We start from the raw sequence: 16,579 nt of genomic DNA on the forward strand, positions 1-16,579 counted from the left end.
GCTGAGTTACTTAAAATTCCCACTCTTTCTAATAATAAGTGCAATAAAGATGAATAAACTTCTCAAAGCAACGTTATCCGGTTCGGTTCTTTTATGTTCTTCAGCACACGCTGCAGGACTTTACCTTTACGAATTAGCCAATACCGATGTCGGCTTCGCTTCAGCAGGCAATGCCGCGCGAGCACAAGACGCTTCTGTACTTGCAACCAACCCAGCAGGCCTTAGCCACATTCAAGGCCGTTCATTTACCGGCGGCTTACAAGGTCTGTACGGTGATGCAACTTATGAAATGGACAGTGGCGCGGATGGCGGCAACGTCGTTGGCTTTGTACCTATGGCTTCAGCGTTTTACAGCCAACAGATGGACGAAAACTTGACCGTCGGCATCGGCTTGTACGGCAACTATGGTATGGGGTTAGAGTTTGATAATTTCCCGCTATCCGAAGGTAAAACTCAAAGCGTTATTCTGCAACCTTCTGCGTCGTACCGCTTAAATGAACACTGGTCATTAGGTGCTGGGCTTGGTATTCATTACGGCACGTTTGAGGCTAAAGGCGATCTGCTAAGCTCTGACGTAGATGACACGGACGTTGCTATCAACGGTAAGTTCGGTGTGTTATACGAACCGAGCGATCGTACTCGCTTTGGTCTGGCTTACACCTCAAAAGCTGAGTTTGATTTCAAACTCAAAGGTAACGTAGCGCCAATGAACCTTGATTTCAGCCTCAACAGTACTGCGGTTAGCCCGCAGCAAATCGCGATGAGTGCGTTCCATCAGGTCAACGACCGCTTCGCTATTATGGGTAACTTAAACTGGCAAAACTGGGAAGATTACTCATCTAACGATAAGTTCAGAGATACTTACCAGGTCGCGTTTGGTACCCAATACCAGTTGAACCCAACCGTCAAATGGAATGCCGGTATTGCCTACGACACCAGCATGTTTAAACATCAGTACAATGGTGATTTGACCATTCCAACCGGCGGTGCAGTGCGTGTTGGTACAGGCTTTGACTATGCACTTAGCGAAGGTCGTTCAGTGGGTGTCGCCTTTACTGGCGTATTCATTGACTCGTCTAGCGTAAGCGACATGGGCGCTTACAACGGTCACTACCACAATCCAGCGTTGTACTTCCTAAACGTTACCTACAGCTGGGCTGAAAAATAATCTCTAACCGATGTTAGCGATATAACCGTGAATGTAAAAAGAGCCGCATCAATGCGGCTCTTTTTTTTAGCGGGCAGTTACTTGTCGCGCCCGTGCTCACTCATTAAGTCCATCTCTGGCCCTTTTGGCACAATCTGAGTTGGGTTGATGGTGGTATGACTGAAATAGTAATGGCGCTTGATATGATAAAAATCGACCGTCTCTTTCACTTGCGGGAACTGGTACAACTCTTTCATGTAACCATTAAGATTCGGGTAATCAACAATGCGCTGCTTATTACATTTAAAATGCCCAACATAGACGGGATCAAAGCGAATCAAGGTGGTAAATAAACGCCAGTCCGCCTCAGTCAATTGTGAACCGGCTAAATAGCGATTATGCGCCAGATGCTCTTCGACTTTATCCAACGCATCAAACAGACTGTCATAAGCTTCTTCATAAGCATCTTGCGTGGTTGCGAATCCACAGCGATAAACCCCATTGTTAATATTGGGATAGATGAACTCATTCCAATGATCAATCACCGGGCGCAAAGCTTCAGGGTAATAGTCATCATGATTGCCGGTTAACTGATTAAATTCCGAGTTAAACATGCGGATAATTTCAGAAGACTCATTGCTCACAATGGTATTGGTTTTCTTATCCCACAGCACGGGTACGGTCACTCGACCGGTATAATCGGGTTTCGCTTGGGTGTAGATTTGATGCATGCGAGTGTGGCCAAACAATGGCTCAGGTAAGCCCATAACCCAACCTTCGCTGAGCATGTCTGGGCAAACAACCGTGACATCAATATGTTCTTCAAGGCCTTTTATTTTACGAAAAATGAGAGTGCGATGCGCCCAAGGACATGCCAAGGAGACGTACAAATGGTAACGGCCTGACTCAGGTTGAAACTTGGCATCTGGCTGATTTTGAATCCAATCACGAAACCCGGCGTCTTCGCGAACGAATTTACCACCGCTGGCTTTGGTGTCGTACCACACATCGTGCCACACGCCTTCAACTAATTTTCCCATACATCACCTCATCACTTAACTCTTTAATGACTTCAGTATAAATAATCTCATCATGGTCAACAGATGAGTGAGTTGGTGGTGTCATTCGAAAAATTTGAACCCTTCTCACAAACGCAAGTCACGTTTGAGGTTAAGGCAGATCTTTTTTCTCTAAACAGTTGTAGCCGACCCAAAACTGAGTGCGCAAGCCATTGGCCTTAACCTCATTTTGCACAATATGATGCGGGTAGTTATCCCAGCGCTTGTAGCCCAGATAGCCGCTGCTTAATGCCACACATAGCGCTAATGCACTCATGGAGATGCTCTGCACTCGCCCAACGACCACATTCGTTGTTGAAGCGCTAAACGTTGCCCAGTAACTGGCAAGCGCCAAGGTGGCCACCAACTGGCTTAGAGGCGAATCCAACACACCAGAAACTAAGCTATAAGCCAGCCCAGTTAGCAAATTGGCTCCGAGAACCCGCTGCTGACGATGATGAGTACGCATAACTTGCACCGCGAGCATTAACACCAACAAGCTGCAAAGCAGCACCGATGGCAACCCCCAATGCACTAAAATATTGAGCCAGACATTGTGTGGCCGCGCAAAATCAAACGGTTGACAGGCGAACGCACCGCCGCCGTGTCCCCAAAAAGAGCTAAAAGCCAGCGTTTCGAGCCAAAGTGCCACCCTACCCGAGCTATCTACACGAATCTCTGGCGCAGAAAACTCCAGGTCAAACAGATAGGCTGGAAACGGATTAAACAGCACTAACGAGATAATCCAGCCTAAGGCGAGGCTGATGAGCAGTAGCTTAGCCCAGCGTTTGCGATTCGCACCGTCCGCCACCATCATCACCACAAAGCCCACTATCGCGGCGAGCAGCGCACCACGCGCATCTAACGTAAAACACACCGAGAAGTTCATACTTAGCAATAAAACTGGGCCGATGAATCCTTTACCGCGTTTGAGGGCATGATGGGCAAGATAAGCAACGGGTAGGAAAAACCAAATTTGCACTTGGCTTAAAAATCTAGGATTAGCAAAGCTAACGAACACTGAATTGTTCACAGGCAGCGAATGCGATAAGCGGTACCAAAATGCGTAAGCGACACTAAAAAACAGCAAGATACTAAGCCAGACCGACATGCTAAAAAACAGTTTATGCTCACGGCGAAAATAGCACACCAATACCGACGCCAACATTACTAGCCCACCGAGATGCAACCATTGGGTGATTGCAGACACGCGATACACAGAGAACAGCGTTGGCACCAGCGAGGTAAACACCAGAGCCCATAGCACAAGTTTGGTATGCGCGGACAATGCGTGGTACTGGTCTACGATTTGAGTCTTAAGGGCGTTGGATAGGATGACACACAGGGCGACAATAATCAGCAGCGCCAACAAGAAGAAACGCTTGCTATCGTAGAGATAGAGCAATTGGTCGCGTGGAATAAACAGATTAAAACACATCATGCTGATGGCAAAAAAAATCAGCGCGACCAATAACGGCATCCAGCGAGGCGAGTTTTCCATACAGTCAGGTTTCCTTATTGACACTTTGTGTTGTCTGCATCGCCGTAACTGATGGCCAGATATCAGAGCAAGTTGCAATAAGTATAGTGTTGTTTTCGTGACTGTTTTCTTAACAATAAAAAAAGCGCGGTCCTAAAAGGATACCGCGCTTAAGCCCGTCACAGGCTGAATTAGTTACAATTAAATTTCAACGTGCAGACACGATACTGAGTGCGCGTCGGTACCTTTAATTGTTGGTCGAGTTTGAGCACATTCTGCCGTTGCTTTCGGGCAGCGAGTTCTAAACACACAACCTGATGGTGGATTAATTGGCGATGGTAAGTCACCTTCCAACATCTCGATTTGTTTACTGCGTTCCAGTTTCGGGTCAGGAATTGGCACAGCAGACATCAAAGCGCGCGTATATGGGTGTTTTGGATCGGCGAATAGCTCATCAGATTCACCCATCTCAACAGCGTTACCTAGGTACATTACCAAGACGCGATCAGAAATGTGCTTAACCACTGACAAATCGTGAGCAATAAAGACCAAAGACAAGCCTAGCTCTTTTTGTAGCTCTTTCAGCAAGTTAACAACTTGCGCTTGAATCGATACATCAAGTGCAGAAACTGGTTCGTCACAAATGATCATCTTAGGATTCAAGATCAGAGCACGAGCAATACCGATACGCTGACACTGACCGCCTGAGAATTCGTGCGGATAACGGTTGATAACGTTTGGCAGTAAGCCCACTTTCGCCATCATCTCTTTAACGCGAGATTTGACTTCGCTCTTCGACAATTCTGGATAGAACGTCTGTAGTGGTTCAGCGATGATGTCACCAATCGTCATACGCGGGTTAAGCGATGCTAGAGGGTCTTGGAAGATCATCTGCATGTCTTTACGCGTTTCACGACGCTGAACTTCTTTCATCTTAGTCACATCTTGACCAAGCCAAACCACTTCACCTGCCGTTGATTCAACCAAACCAATGATGGCACGAGCAAAGGTGGACTTACCACAACCAGACTCGCCAACAACACCTAAGGTTTCACCTTCATATAGGCGAATATCCACACCATCCACCGCTTTCAAGTTCGATGGTTTAGACCAAGGCCAAGCAGACTTAGAAGCAATGCTAAAGTGCACCTTGAGGTTTTTAACGTCTAAAAGGACTTTTTTATCTGTACTCATTTCTTCCAAGTCTCCCAATCAGAAAAACATGCACGCTGGCGGCCATTATCAAATGGCGTCAAAATCGGTGTTTCACGCTTACAGCGATCCATCACACGATGGCAACGCTCTTGATAAGGACAACCGGTTGGCAAACTGAGTAAGTTTGGTGGATTGCCTGGAATTGTCGGAAGAATATCGCCTTCAGTATCAAGACGAGGAATCGCTTTAAGCAGACCTTCCGCATATGGATGGCTTGGCTCATAGAAGATTTCATCAACTGAGCCGTACTCCATTGTACGACCTGCGTACATCACAAGCACTTTGTCACAAGAACCCGCAACCACACCCAAATCGTGAGTAATCATGATAATAGCTGTGTTGAATTCTTGCTTAAGCTCGTTAAGAAGGTCCATGATTTGCGCTTGAACGGTTACGTCAAGTGCAGTTGTTGGCTCATCGGCGATCAGCAACTTAGGACGGCATAGCAACGCCATTGCGATCATTACACGTTGGCGCATACCGCCAGAGAACTCGTGCGGATACATAGTAATACGCTTGCGAGCTTCAGGGATTTTCACCGCTTCAAGCATACGTACTGACTCTTCAAACGCTTCAGATTTACCCATGCCTTTGTGCAGCATCAGCACTTCCATCAACTGATCACTCACCTTCATGTAAGGGTTGAGTGACGTCATTGGGTCTTGGAAGATCATCGCAATTTGTTCTGCGCGAACCTTGTTTAATGCTTTTTCAGGAAGGTTAAGAATCTCTTTACCTTCAAATTTTGCACTACCTGAGATGATACCGTTCTTAGCCAGCAGCCCCATGATAGCGAAAACCGTTTGTGATTTACCTGAACCAGACTCGCCAACGATACCCAAAGTTTCACCTTGGTTCAGCGAGAAGTTCAAATCGTTTACTGCAGTGACGATACCATCTTGAGTGGTAAATTCGACACGCAGATCTTTGACATCTAATAAACTCATCATTGCTTCCTTAATCTTATTTTTAATTATCTGTCTTTTGGATCCAGCGCGTCGCGCAGGCCGTCACCAACGTAGTTGAAGCAGAACAGAGTCACAACCATAAAGGCAGCTGGGAAAGCCAATTGCCAGATTGCTACTTCCATTGTTTGCGAACCTTCTTGTAGAAGTGCGCCCCAACTCGTCATTGGTTCCTGAACACCAAGACCAAGGAATGAAAGGAAGGATTCAGTCAGAATCATGCTTGGGATAAGTAGGGTTGAGTAAACCGCAACAATACCCAAAACGTTTGGTACGATGTGGCGAGTAATGATGTTCCACTTACTCACACCACATACGTGCGCCGCTTCGATAAATTCTTTGCTACGTAGACTTAGCGTTTGACCACGTACGATACGTGCCATATCAAGCCAAGCAATCGCACCGATAGCGACAAAGATTAGGAAAATATTACGCCCAAAGAAGGTCACCAATACGATCACAAGGAACATAAATGGTACAGCGTAAAGAATTTCAAGAATACGCATCATGATGCGGTCAGTACGGCCACCGATAAAGCCAGATGCCGCGCCATAAAGCGTACCAATCAGTACCGCCACTAACGCGCCCATCACACCCACCATCAGTGAGATACGACCACCAACAAGAGTACGAACAAACAGGTCACGACCAAGAGCGTCGGTACCGAACAAATGTTCCATTGATGGTGCAGCATGCATCGCATACCAGTCAGTATCCTCATAGGTGTACTGAGAAAACATCGGTAGGAAAATGACCGCCATGGTCATAACAAATAGAATCGCAAGGCTCACCATCGCTGCTTTATTACGCATAAAGCGAATGCGAGCATCTTGCCATAAGCTACGGCCTTCGATTTCTAAGTTTTCTGAAAACTTCTCAACCGCGTCCAGGTTTTCTTTTTTCGTCAACATAACCTTACTTTCCTGTTAGTAGCGAATTTTTGGATCAATCATAGCCAACAGAATGTCGACGATGGCATTGAAGAGAATGAATAGGAAGCCGATAAGAATCGTCACACCCATTACGAGCGAGTAATCACGGTTGAACGCCGCGTTGACGAACAACTTACCGATACCCGGCAAACCAAAAATCGTTTCTACAACAACAGAACCGGTAATGATGCCGACAAACGCTGGGCCCATGTAAGACACAACTGGCAACAAAGCAGGTTTGAGCGCGTGCTTCACGACGATATAAGGGTAGCTAAGACCTTTTGCGCGTGCAGTACGAATGAAGTTACTGTTCAATGTTTCGATCATTGAACCACGAGTAATACGGGCAAACGTCGCAACGTAAAGTAATGACATTGCAAGCACAGGTAGCGCCATGTACTTGAACGAACCGTCAAGCCAACCACCTGCTGGGAACCAGCCCATATTAATAGAGAAGATATAGATTAACACTGGTGCCAGTACGAAGGACGGCATGACCACCCCGAGCATGGCCGTCGACATTATGGTGTAGTCGACCCAGGTATTCTGCCTTAATGCGGCAATGGTTCCGACCCCTACCCCCATAATGACGGTAAAGATGAAAGCGGCAAAACCGACTTTCGCTGAAACCGGTAACGCGCTCGAGATAAGCTCGTTAACTGTGTAATCTTTATATTTGAACGACGGGCCAAAATCCCCTTGCAGAATGTTGGTCAAGTAAGTGGTGTATTGCTCAAACACCGGCTTATCTAGGCCATATTTTGCGTTAATGTTCGCCATTACTTCTGGTGGTAATGGGCGCTCACTTGAGAATGGGTTACCTGGCGCGAAGCGCATAAGAAAGAAGGATATAGTGATAAGCACCAACATAGTTGGGATTGCTTCAAATACCCGTTTAGCGATGAATTTAAGCATAAACTCACTCTTTCAGTCTGTGACAATTATTTAAAAGTAGAAAGACGCTGCATGTGTCGCCACATGCAGGTCTAAATATTATATTTTTATTCGCTAAAGATTATTTAGCGATGATGTATAGATCTTTTGCGTAGATCTTATCTTCTGCGTTTTTCGCAGGGTAGCCACCAACGGTTGGTGAAACTAGGCGAGAAGTAACATATTGGTAAATCGGTGCAATTGGCATGTCACGAGCAAGCAGTTTCTCTGCTTCTGTGTACAGCTTAGAACGTTCTTCATCAGAAGTTGCGTTCATTGCTTTGTCCATCACTGCATCGTATTCAGCGCTATGATATTTCTGGTCGTTTGAGCTGTTGTTAGACTGCATCAACGATAGGAATGTAGACGCTTCGTTGTAGTCACCACACCAACCCGCACGAGTCACATCGTAGTTACCATCACGACGAGTATCTAGGAACGTTTTCCACTCTTGGTTTTCAAGAGAGATATCTACGCCCAAAGATTTTTTCCACATAGATTGGATTGCAGTTGCAATTTTCTTGTGGTTCTCTGAAGTGTTGTAAAGAAGAGTGAACTTCAGTGGGTGCGACTTATCAAAGCCTGCTTCTGCTAGCAATTTCTTCGCTTCAGCAACACGCTCTTTCTGAGTCAGTTTGCCGTAAGCTGGCATTACTGGATTGAATCCAGCAGTGATCTCAGGAGTTAGGAAGTACGCAGGTTTTTGACCTTGGCCTAGGATAGCACCTGTGATGATGTCACGGTCGATAGCGTAAGAAAGAGCTTTACGTACGCGAACGTCGTCAAATGGTGCTTTCTTGTTGTTGAAACCGTAGTAGTAAGTACACAAGTTACCTTTAACCTGAACTGATTCTGGATGCTCTTTTTCCAGACGCTTGAAGTGCTCTAGAGGCAGTTCGTTCGTGATCTGAATTTCACCAGAAAGGAAACGGTTCATTTCAGACACTTGGTTTTCGATTGGTAGGTAAGTCACTTTGTTTAGAACTGTGTGCTCGTTATCCCAGTAGTTAGGGTTACGTTTCAGTTCCATACGCTCGTTCACAACCCAGTTGTCGAGTACAAATGCACCGTTACCAACGAAGTGTTCAGGCTTAGTCCACTCATCACCCCATTTTTCAACGGTCGCTTTGTGAACAGGTTTAACCGTAGTGTGGCCCATCATCTTAACGAAGTAAGGTACTGGCGTTTCTAGGTTAATTTGAAGAGTGTAATCATCTAGAGCTTTAACACCTAGAGTCTCTTTATCTTTTTTCCCTGCAATGATGTCCGCTGCATTCACCATCGTAGTCATTTCCAAGTACCACGAGTATGGAGATGCAGTTGCTGGATCAACAGCACGTTTGAAGCTGTAAACGAAATCCGCTGCAGTTACAGGATCGCCGTTAGACCATTTCGCATTGTGACGAAGGTGGAAGATAAAGGTTTTATTGTCTTTAGTTTCCCAGCTTTCTGCAACACCAGGGATAGTGTTACCATTTGCGTCTTGGTTCACTAGACCTTCAAGAAGGTCACGAATAACGTTAGATTCTGGAACACCTTCAGTTTTCTGAGGGTCGATAGAAGCAACTTCAGTACCGTTACCACGAACGAGCTCTTGAACTTTTGCTAATTTAGTACCAGCGGGAACATTCGCTGCAAAAGAAGCCGTAGAGGCCACTGCGAGACCAGCACCAAGAAGTAGTGCTGTGGTGATTTTGTTTTTATACATGCGTAAAACTCCGAGTTTTAATTTTGCATCCATGACATCTTCGAAAGGTCACTAGAACGGCCAGTGATTTAGAGAAATTTAGCTCAAAAATTAAGCACAAAAATCTAAAACCTCACAAAGATTGCGGCACACATTAGCAATCATTGAAGCAATTTGCCATAAATATGTAGCAAAAAATGGGATAATTCTTCGTCCGATGTGACTAGCTAGCTAGATCTATCGAAATATCGACAAACCACAGTGAATTAGCATATGTAATCCATTGCAAGTAGCCTGACGTGCCATATTATCTAGCTATATGCATATTATTAGCATCTTCTACTAGACAACAGCCAGTGAATTTACCACTACCAAAAGAACTAAGCGAACAATTCACGCCATTCCAGTAATCAATACGGTTAAAACGTGAAACTCGTCACTGCACTGGTGGCATATTGTCCACATAAATATTGAGGCATTTATGCAAAAAGTACCTCAATTAATACACCATAGGCGGCTTGTTTTTGAAAACCATAAACGATTTTTGTTGTCGCACCTCATAGTTGTTATCACTGAGAATACCATTCTGTATGAAATATAATATCGGTAAGGCCCGAGTATAGACATACGGTAAATCTGAACCTCACGACAGCCTTTCCTACCCTATGTCAGAAAAAGTTTATAAATAAAAAGTTCTAGATCCAGCATTTTCGAAAAACAACCATACATAAAAAAGCCTCTGAATATTCAGAGGCTTTGTTCGAGTATTATTGTGTAAAGTAGAAAGTCTTAACTCAGTTAAACTTTAAATTGTTCAATCAGGCGGCGCTGCTGCAACGACTGTTCTTTGAGGCTTTGACTCGATTGGGCGTTTTCATTTGCCCCCTGCGCTGTCTCCTCTGCAGAATCGCTAATATGCACCACACTGGCACTGATCTCTTTTGCTGTCGTGCTTTGTTGCTCGGTTGCGGTGGCGATCTGCATGTTCATCTCAACAATTTGACCAATCACATCGCTCATGCGGGTCAAACCGTCGTCCGCTTGCTCCGCAACGGCAATGTTAGACTCATTCTTACTGACATTAACATTGATGGTTTCCACCACGGCTTGAATGAGCTTTTGCATAATCTCAATCATATTTTGAATCTCTTCGGTGGATTTTTTAGTGCGACTCGCCAAACTGCGAACTTCATCTGCAACCACGGCAAAGCCGCGGCCTTGCTCCCCTGCCCTTGCCGCTTCGATCGCAGCGTTCAACGCCAGTAAGTTGGTCTGCTCGGCAATATCTTGAATTGTCTCAATAATACTGTCAATTTTGCGACCGTATTCATTAAGCTCTATCGCCGTTTTGGAGGTTTTCTCGATTTGTTCAGCCTGCTCTTTGATATTGCTGATCGCCTGCTTAATACTCACCCCTACTTCTGTTACCTGTTCGTTGGCTTGCTCAGCCGCCATCATGGTATCTTGAGCTCTCTGAGCAACCTCAGCAACCGAACATTCCATTTCGGTCATTGCCGAAGCCGTGGTTTCAAGTAAACGACGTTGCTGTGATACTGCTTTGGTAGTGGTGTCACTGACGCCGGCGTTACGGTCTGCAACACGGGTCAACTCATCGGCTGCTTGGGTTAACGAGCTAAACACACCACGGAGATTCTCTGCCAATCCATTGAGATATCCGCCAAGTTCACCAAATTCGTTTTTCGCCGAATGTTCAAACTCAACACGCAAGTCACCTTGGGTCATCGTCAGTAGCGCTTCTCTGAATTTAGCCAGAGTATTTTTAATCCAAGTTGCGATCCACAGCGGTAAAATAATGGCAATGATTAACGCAATCGCACTCACCAACATGGTTGTGGTTTGAATTACACCGATATTGCTATCAGTATTTTGCTGCGCTTTTTGGACAATCATCTGCGATTGATCGACAAAGGCGTTGACCGACGAGAGCAAAGTGCTGATGCTGGTTTTGGTCTGATCGAGTAACTGTTCAATCTGCAAACTATTTTGGTTATCAAGACGATACAAATTGTACAAGCCATCCGGATCGCGTAACTCTTTTACCAAAGGCACCAACATTAAGCTAAACACTTTACCAATATCGCTATCTATTTGCTTGATGGTTTTATAGCGCTTCTCAATCACCACATCCATGCCTTCAATGTCATTGACAAGTTGCTTGGTATTACCGTTAACAAGGTAGCTATTGAATGCAATCAAGACCTGTTTCACTTCTCGATCCAAACCTTGCATCGTAAGAGTAAACTCTTCACCAAGATAGGTGCGCTTAGCATATTTACCTAGATAGTAGGTTAAACGACGCTCAATATTACTCATGATTCGTAGCTGCGAATTAATTTTTTGTTCAACTTGAATATCACTGCGCTGCAGCGCGAAAAGCGCCGTTGCTTGTTCCACATACTGCTGACGAACTTTACCGATAGCATCATACTCACGCGATAACACCTCGTTAGCGTTAATCACGTGTTTTGGTATCGCGCCTAGGATTTCAACCACCTGCTGGTCGTAGGTTTTGAATTCGCTTTCTAGTTGATTGACGACATCGACTTTATTGGTACTAAAAATCGACATTACATTCTGATTTTGCTGCAAGATATCTATCTTAATGTTATTGGCTTTCTGTGAAACTGGCAGGGTCTCATTGGTCACCTGATTCAAGTCATCTTGAATCTTAGAAATGGAGATATAACTGACCAGAACAATAGTAAGTAGCGCCAATAATAAGATGACAAAGCCACCAACAATTCTTTGAACTAAAGACATAAAGTGTTCCTCAATGTGCTAACTGGATTCGCTTCCATTTGGTAAAACGCTACTTAATAAAGTTTTCGAGGTTATCCGGCGTCACCAGACGAAACGGTATCCACACCGTTTTTTCAGTTTGAGTGCCATTAATTAGCCGATAAGCGACATCCACAGCGGTGATGCCTTGAGTAACCGCATCTTGTAACACTGTCACATCTAGGTTACCCGCTTGCATTTCACGCAATGCATCCGGAGTGGCATCGACACCGCCGGTGTAATAGTTTTTGGGATCTTTGCCCGCATCACGCAGCGCCATAATGCCGCCGAGGATCATCTCGTCGTTGTTGGCGACCAGAACTTTAAAATCGAGATTTTCCTTAATCCACCCAGACACCACTTTATAAGCTTGGTTACGTGCCCAGTTTGCGGTTTCACTTTTCACAAGTGTCATCTCAGGGTATTTCGCCATCACATTTTTCACATCCAAGGTTCGCATTTTGGCTGCAGGATGGTTTGGCTCGCCAATCAACAAAGCAACATTGCCTTTGTATCCGGCCAGACGGGCTAACTCTTCCATCTCAAGCGTGCCGGATTGCTCTTCATTGGAGCCAACATACACAGAGTTTGGCGGCATTTTACTTAAGTCAGCAATCGGCTCGACGTTGACAAACACCAAAGGCACTTGTTTGGCAAACTCAAGTAGCTTCTGGTTTTGGTCTTGATTACCTGCCGATAAAATGATCACCGCATCCGCCCCGGCTTCGACATAACTTTTGATCTGTTTGTATTGCAAATCAAAGTCCCCAGAAGCGGCATCGATGTAGATTTCATCGCCTTTACGGTCGACCGTCGCTTCGATATTGCTGGTGATAAGATTACGGAAGTTATCTTCGGCACTGACCGATACCGCGATAAACACAGCATGAGCAGGTAAAGACAAAAGCAAAAACAACGGAACGAGCACTGCACGTAAAAGGAAGGTTGAGCAAAAAACGGATGTTTTCATGGCAGCTCCAAAGTGGTTTGGTCATTGATAAACTTAAGTTTCAATTCTTAAATTTAATAATAGACACGACTTTCGAACAGCGTTCTTAAAAAGTGAATTTTGTGAAGAAAATGCAACAATTGCGGTATAAAGACGGGCTTATAATGCGCTATCGAAAGTGCTAAGTGAGCAATCTCACCATTAATGTTCTCACTAATACTCATCAAATGGCGTATAAAACACCTACCTCGACACACGTTGCCAATATTTTTTGATGCAAATCTTATGTGCTTTACTCGAAGGTTGTTTAGACTAACGGCTTTTAGCAACCCAAGTGGCTAAGTGTGAAACTGGAAGATATTTATCGCCGCGACTTAAACCTGTTGGTCGCACTAAAAGTTCTAACCGAGGAAAGTAGCGTCAGCCGCGCTGCAGAAAGGTTGAATTTAAGTCAATCAGCAATGAGCCGAGTCCTTGCACGCCTCAGGGAGTTACTCAACGATCCCTTATTTACGCGTCAAGGCCAGCACTTGATACCCACGCAAAAGGCCCTCGAAATTAGCCAAGCGATACAAGAACCGCTTGAGTCGATTCGACATATACTCTCACCTCAAGAGTTTGAACCACAGCTTTGCACTCAGTCGTTTAAAATCGCAACGACAGACTACGCGATGCAAACCATACTGCCGTTTGCCCTGCCGCGTATTTATCACGAAGCACCGCATCTGGCGCTAGAGTTAATTCCGCTGCGTCACGATAACTTAAACCATCAACTGAGCTACGAAGGCGCTGACCTTGCGATCTGCCGTCCTTCCCATTCGGTCGCGTCGCTGCGCAGTGAGTTTTTGGGCCGCGTTGGCGTGATGTGCTTGGTGTCTAAACATCATCCACTTGCCGATTGCGCACTGAGTTTAGCTGACTATCTACGCTACCCACACGCGATGATAGCCATCAGTGATGGTGTTAAAGCACTGCTTGATCAAGCGCTCGCTGATAACCAAAGCCAACCTAAAATGGTGCTGCGCGCCTATCATCTTGAAGTGGCATTAGCGATTATTGACACCATGCCTCTTATTATTACAGTGCCTGCAGATTTGGCTTATCTGGTTGCCGAGCGATATGATCTGGTGATTAAAACGTTACCGTTTGAATTTACCGCGTTTGATTACTCGATGATCTGGCACCCGCGCTGCGATCACTCGCCAGCTCAAGAATGGCTGCGCGCAACGCTGCGCCAAGAATGTAGTCGTTTGATTGCTAAACGTATTGAAGATATTGGCCTAGAAAAATAAAGACTCAACCATAGTTATTACTTGTAACAGAAATGGTTGAGCCTTTCTTTGTGTCGATTGACTGCAAACAGATTTACAGCTTAATCACCACTCGTCCGGTCACTTGACCGTTGGTGATTGACTCTGCATAGGTCGGCACTTGCTCAAGGTTGATTTCGTTACACGCTTGCTCAAAGTAGCTTTCTGGTAACAATTCAGCCAGTTTTTCCCACGCTGCAACGCGTTTTTCAAATGGGCAATTTACCGAATCAACCCCTTGCAGACGAACATTGCGCAGAATAAATGGCATCACTGTAGTTGGCAGATCAAAACCACCAGCGAGACCACATGCCGCCACAGCGCTGTTGTAATCCATCTGCGCCAACACCTTAGCAAGCATCTTGCTGCCTACGGTATCGATAGCACCCGCCCAAATTTGTTTTTCCAGTGGACGTGCTGGCTCTTCAAATTCACTGCGGTCAATCACACGTTTCGCGCCTAATTTCTCAAGTAACGGACCATTTTGTTCAACGCGTCCTGTTACCGCTGCTACTTGATAGCCCAATTGAGATAATAAGGTCACTGCAACCGAACCCACACCGCCGCTAGCGCCGGTGACTAAAATTTCACCTGCGTTTGGCTCAATGCCCGCATCAAGTAAAGCTTGTACACACAGCATGGCTGTAAAACCTGCGGTACCCACCATCATGGCTTGTTTACCGTTAAGCTTCTCGCTCAATGGCACCAACCACTGTGATTTAACGCGCGCTTGCTGCGCCATACCACCCCAATGGTTTTCACCGACCCCCCAGCCAGTCAAAACAACTTGGTCGCCAGCTTGGTAGCGATCGCAGCCCGATTCGATCACAGTGCCCGTAAAGTCAATGCCCGGCACCATAGGAAATTGGCGAATGATTTTGCCTTTACCAGTGATCGCCAAACCATCTTTAAAGTTGAGTGATGAGTAGTCGACTTCCACTAACACGTCGCCTTCAGGCAGCTGCTCAGCATCAATTTGTTCGATAGTTGCGATGGTACGTTTGTCTTCTTGATTTAGAATCAGGGCATTAAACATTGTGTTCTCCATATCGTCATTTGCAGACGTCAGTGATTCAATAAAATTCAACTCGGCCAATTGTAAGCACACAGAAAACATGAAAAAAATGAAACTTTGGCATTTATTCTATGCACGCTATGCATAAGGTTAATCATTGCTCGGCAGTAATGTCATCTTTCCATGCAGCATAGTGACCGCGCTTCCTAACAGTTTGACGCGCTGGTTTGGCAAACGTTCCACGCTAATTTCGCCACCGCGCGGTGAAGCTTGATAGGCGTTCATCACCATTTTATTCAGCTTCGGCCCCCAATATTCTGCCAGTGCGCAGTGGGCAGAACCTGTGACCGGGTCTTCATTGACCCCCACCCAAGGAGCAAAATAGCGAGAAACAAAGTCGTAGTCTTGGCTTTGAGACTCAGCAGTAACGACCACACCGCGCCCAGTTAATGCTTTCAGCCCTTCAAATTGTGGGGCTAAATCCTCGATCTTCGCTGAGTCTTTAATCACTAGCAGCTGTTTGGTATCAAACTCATAGCAGCCAACCACATCTGCTTGTTTAAGGCCAAATAGCTCGAGCCATTCGCCCGCTGGGCAAGCCGTTTGATTAAGATGTGCGGCGGGAAAATTAAGGGCGATATGTTGCTCTTCGATGCTGGCGTTCAGCGTTCCGGATAAAGTATTGAACGCCAGCACATCGCCGACTTTGGCAATCCCTTTTTTGGCCAGTACATGCGCGACCGCCAGCGTACCGTGCCCACACAGCGCCACTTCAACATTGGGCGTAAACCAACGCAATCGCCAATCATCGAGTGACAAAAATGCCGTTTCTGACACCGCCATTTCATCAGCGATCTGCAGCATCAAATGCTCATCGAGCCCTTTTTCTGTGATACACACCGCCGCAGGGTTGCCCTTAAACGCCGTTGTGGTGAACGCATCGACTTGATAAATCTCTAATTCCACATGAAATCCTTGCTGGTTGCTGTCTGAGTAATACTAACGTGAGATGGCCAACTGTGGCACGCGAATGCGCACAAATTTCGATGTTTAACCACTGGAATAGGATTTTCGTGACAAAATTTAAAT

General features: G+C 45.6%; 13 protein-coding genes. 2 read left to right on the plus strand and 11 right to left on the minus strand.

What is annotated here, in order from left to right:
* Window positions 1-49: 49 nt before the first annotated feature.
* On the plus strand, window positions 50-1,168 hold the full coding sequence (locus BLS03_RS02390) for an OmpP1/FadL family transporter (RefSeq protein ID WP_093269147.1): 1,119 nt from the start codon (window positions 50-52) through the stop codon (window positions 1,166-1,168).
* A gap of 77 nt (window positions 1,169-1,245) precedes the next feature.
* Here BLS03_RS02390 and BLS03_RS02395 read toward each other — a convergent pair whose 3' ends face one another.
* The 9 genes from BLS03_RS02395 to BLS03_RS02435 all read right to left on the minus strand — a co-directional run bounded on the left by BLS03_RS02395 (window position 1,246) and on the right by BLS03_RS02435 (window position 13,186).
* Window positions 1,246-2,187 (minus strand): glutathione S-transferase family protein, encoded by a 942-nt coding sequence (locus BLS03_RS02395; protein ID WP_093269150.1) that lies wholly within the window; start codon window positions 2,185-2,187, stop codon window positions 1,246-1,248.
* Between the two features lie 130 nt (window positions 2,188-2,317).
* The gene (locus BLS03_RS02400) at window positions 2,318-3,706 is read right to left on the minus strand and encodes an O-antigen ligase family protein (RefSeq protein WP_093269152.1); all 1,389 of its coding nucleotides are present in this window, start codon (window positions 3,704-3,706) and stop codon (window positions 2,318-2,320) included.
* Between the two features lie 180 nt (window positions 3,707-3,886).
* Complete coding sequence (gene oppF / locus BLS03_RS02405) at window positions 3,887-4,879, minus strand: murein tripeptide/oligopeptide ABC transporter ATP binding protein OppF (protein WP_281241226.1); 993 nt, start codon at window positions 4,877-4,879, stop codon at window positions 3,887-3,889.
* Window positions 4,876-5,847 carry an ABC transporter ATP-binding protein gene (gene oppD, locus BLS03_RS02410; protein ID WP_245696554.1) on the minus strand — a complete coding sequence of 324 codons (972 nt, stop codon included), beginning with the start codon at window positions 5,845-5,847 and terminating at the stop codon, window positions 4,876-4,878. Before oppD ends, oppF begins: the two co-directional genes overlap by 4 nt.
* Before the next feature lie 26 nt (window positions 5,848-5,873).
* Complete coding sequence (oppC, locus tag BLS03_RS02415) at window positions 5,874-6,776, minus strand: oligopeptide ABC transporter permease OppC (protein ID WP_093269160.1); 903 nt, start codon at window positions 6,774-6,776, stop codon at window positions 5,874-5,876.
* A gap of 15 nt (window positions 6,777-6,791) precedes the next feature.
* Window positions 6,792-7,712, minus strand: a complete 921-nt coding sequence (oppB, locus tag BLS03_RS02420; protein ID WP_093269163.1) for an oligopeptide ABC transporter permease OppB — start codon at window positions 7,710-7,712, stop codon at window positions 6,792-6,794.
* A gap of 100 nt (window positions 7,713-7,812) precedes the next feature.
* Entirely contained in the window at window positions 7,813-9,438 is a 1,626-nt protein-coding gene (locus BLS03_RS02425) for an ABC transporter substrate-binding protein (protein ID WP_093269572.1), read from the minus strand.
* Between the two features lie 777 nt (window positions 9,439-10,215).
* The gene (locus tag BLS03_RS02430) at window positions 10,216-12,198 is read right to left on the minus strand and encodes a methyl-accepting chemotaxis protein (RefSeq protein ID WP_093269165.1); all 1,983 of its coding nucleotides are present in this window, start codon (window positions 12,196-12,198) and stop codon (window positions 10,216-10,218) included.
* A gap of 49 nt (window positions 12,199-12,247) precedes the next feature.
* Window positions 12,248-13,186: a substrate-binding domain-containing protein gene (locus BLS03_RS02435; RefSeq protein WP_093269168.1), complete on the minus strand. Its 939-nt coding sequence runs from the start codon at window positions 13,184-13,186 to the stop codon at window positions 12,248-12,250.
* Between the two features lie 323 nt (window positions 13,187-13,509).
* Between BLS03_RS02435 and BLS03_RS02440 the strand changes: the two genes are divergently transcribed.
* Entirely contained in the window at window positions 13,510-14,457 is a 948-nt protein-coding gene (locus BLS03_RS02440; protein WP_093269170.1) for a LysR family transcriptional regulator, read from the plus strand.
* 73 nt (window positions 14,458-14,530) lie between these two features.
* On the opposite strand, the gene acuI is transcribed toward BLS03_RS02440, so the two are convergent.
* Together acuI and BLS03_RS02450 are read right to left on the minus strand one after the other, a co-directional pair.
* Window positions 14,531-15,511 (minus strand): acrylyl-CoA reductase (NADPH), encoded by a 981-nt coding sequence (acuI, locus tag BLS03_RS02445; RefSeq protein ID WP_093269172.1) that lies wholly within the window; start codon window positions 15,509-15,511, stop codon window positions 14,531-14,533.
* Between the two features lie 129 nt (window positions 15,512-15,640).
* On the minus strand, window positions 15,641-16,456 hold the full coding sequence (locus BLS03_RS02450) for a PhzF family phenazine biosynthesis protein (protein ID WP_093269174.1): 816 nt from the start codon (window positions 16,454-16,456) through the stop codon (window positions 15,641-15,643).
* Between the last annotated feature and the right edge of the window lie 123 nt (window positions 16,457-16,579).

The sequence above is a fragment of the Vibrio xiamenensis genome (assembly GCF_900100015.1).
In the GTDB taxonomy this organism is placed as follows: domain Bacteria; phylum Pseudomonadota; class Gammaproteobacteria; order Enterobacterales; family Vibrionaceae; genus Vibrio; species Vibrio xiamenensis.

Bases quoted from the DNA above. Each gene is read 5' to 3' on its own strand.
- BLS03_RS02390 (WP_093269147.1), top strand. From the start codon at position 50: ATGAATAAACTTCTCAAAGCAACGTTATCCGGTTCGGTTCTTTTATGT.
- BLS03_RS02395 (WP_093269150.1), bottom strand. From the start codon at position 2,187: ATGGGAAAATTAGTTGAAGGCGTGTGGCACGATGTGTGGTACGACACC.
- BLS03_RS02400 (WP_093269152.1), bottom strand. From the start codon at position 3,706: ATGGAAAACTCGCCTCGCTGGATGCCGTTATTGGTCGCGCTGATTTTT.
- oppF (WP_281241226.1), bottom strand. From the start codon at position 4,879: ATGAGTACAGATAAAAAAGTCCTTTTAGACGTTAAAAACCTCAAGGTG.
- oppD (WP_245696554.1), bottom strand. From the start codon at position 5,847: ATGAGTTTATTAGATGTCAAAGATCTGCGTGTCGAATTTACCACTCAA.
- oppC (WP_093269160.1), bottom strand. From the start codon at position 6,776: ATGTTGACGAAAAAAGAAAACCTGGACGCGGTTGAGAAGTTTTCAGAA.
- oppB (WP_093269163.1), bottom strand. From the start codon at position 7,712: ATGCTTAAATTCATCGCTAAACGGGTATTTGAAGCAATCCCAACTATG.
- BLS03_RS02425 (WP_093269572.1), bottom strand. From the start codon at position 9,438: ATGTATAAAAACAAAATCACCACAGCACTACTTCTTGGTGCTGGTCTC.
- BLS03_RS02430 (WP_093269165.1), bottom strand. From the start codon at position 12,198: ATGTCTTTAGTTCAAAGAATTGTTGGTGGCTTTGTCATCTTATTATTG.
- BLS03_RS02435 (WP_093269168.1), bottom strand. From the start codon at position 13,186: ATGAAAACATCCGTTTTTTGCTCAACCTTCCTTTTACGTGCAGTGCTC.
- acuI (WP_093269172.1), bottom strand. From the start codon at position 15,511: ATGTTTAATGCCCTGATTCTAAATCAAGAAGACAAACGTACCATCGCA.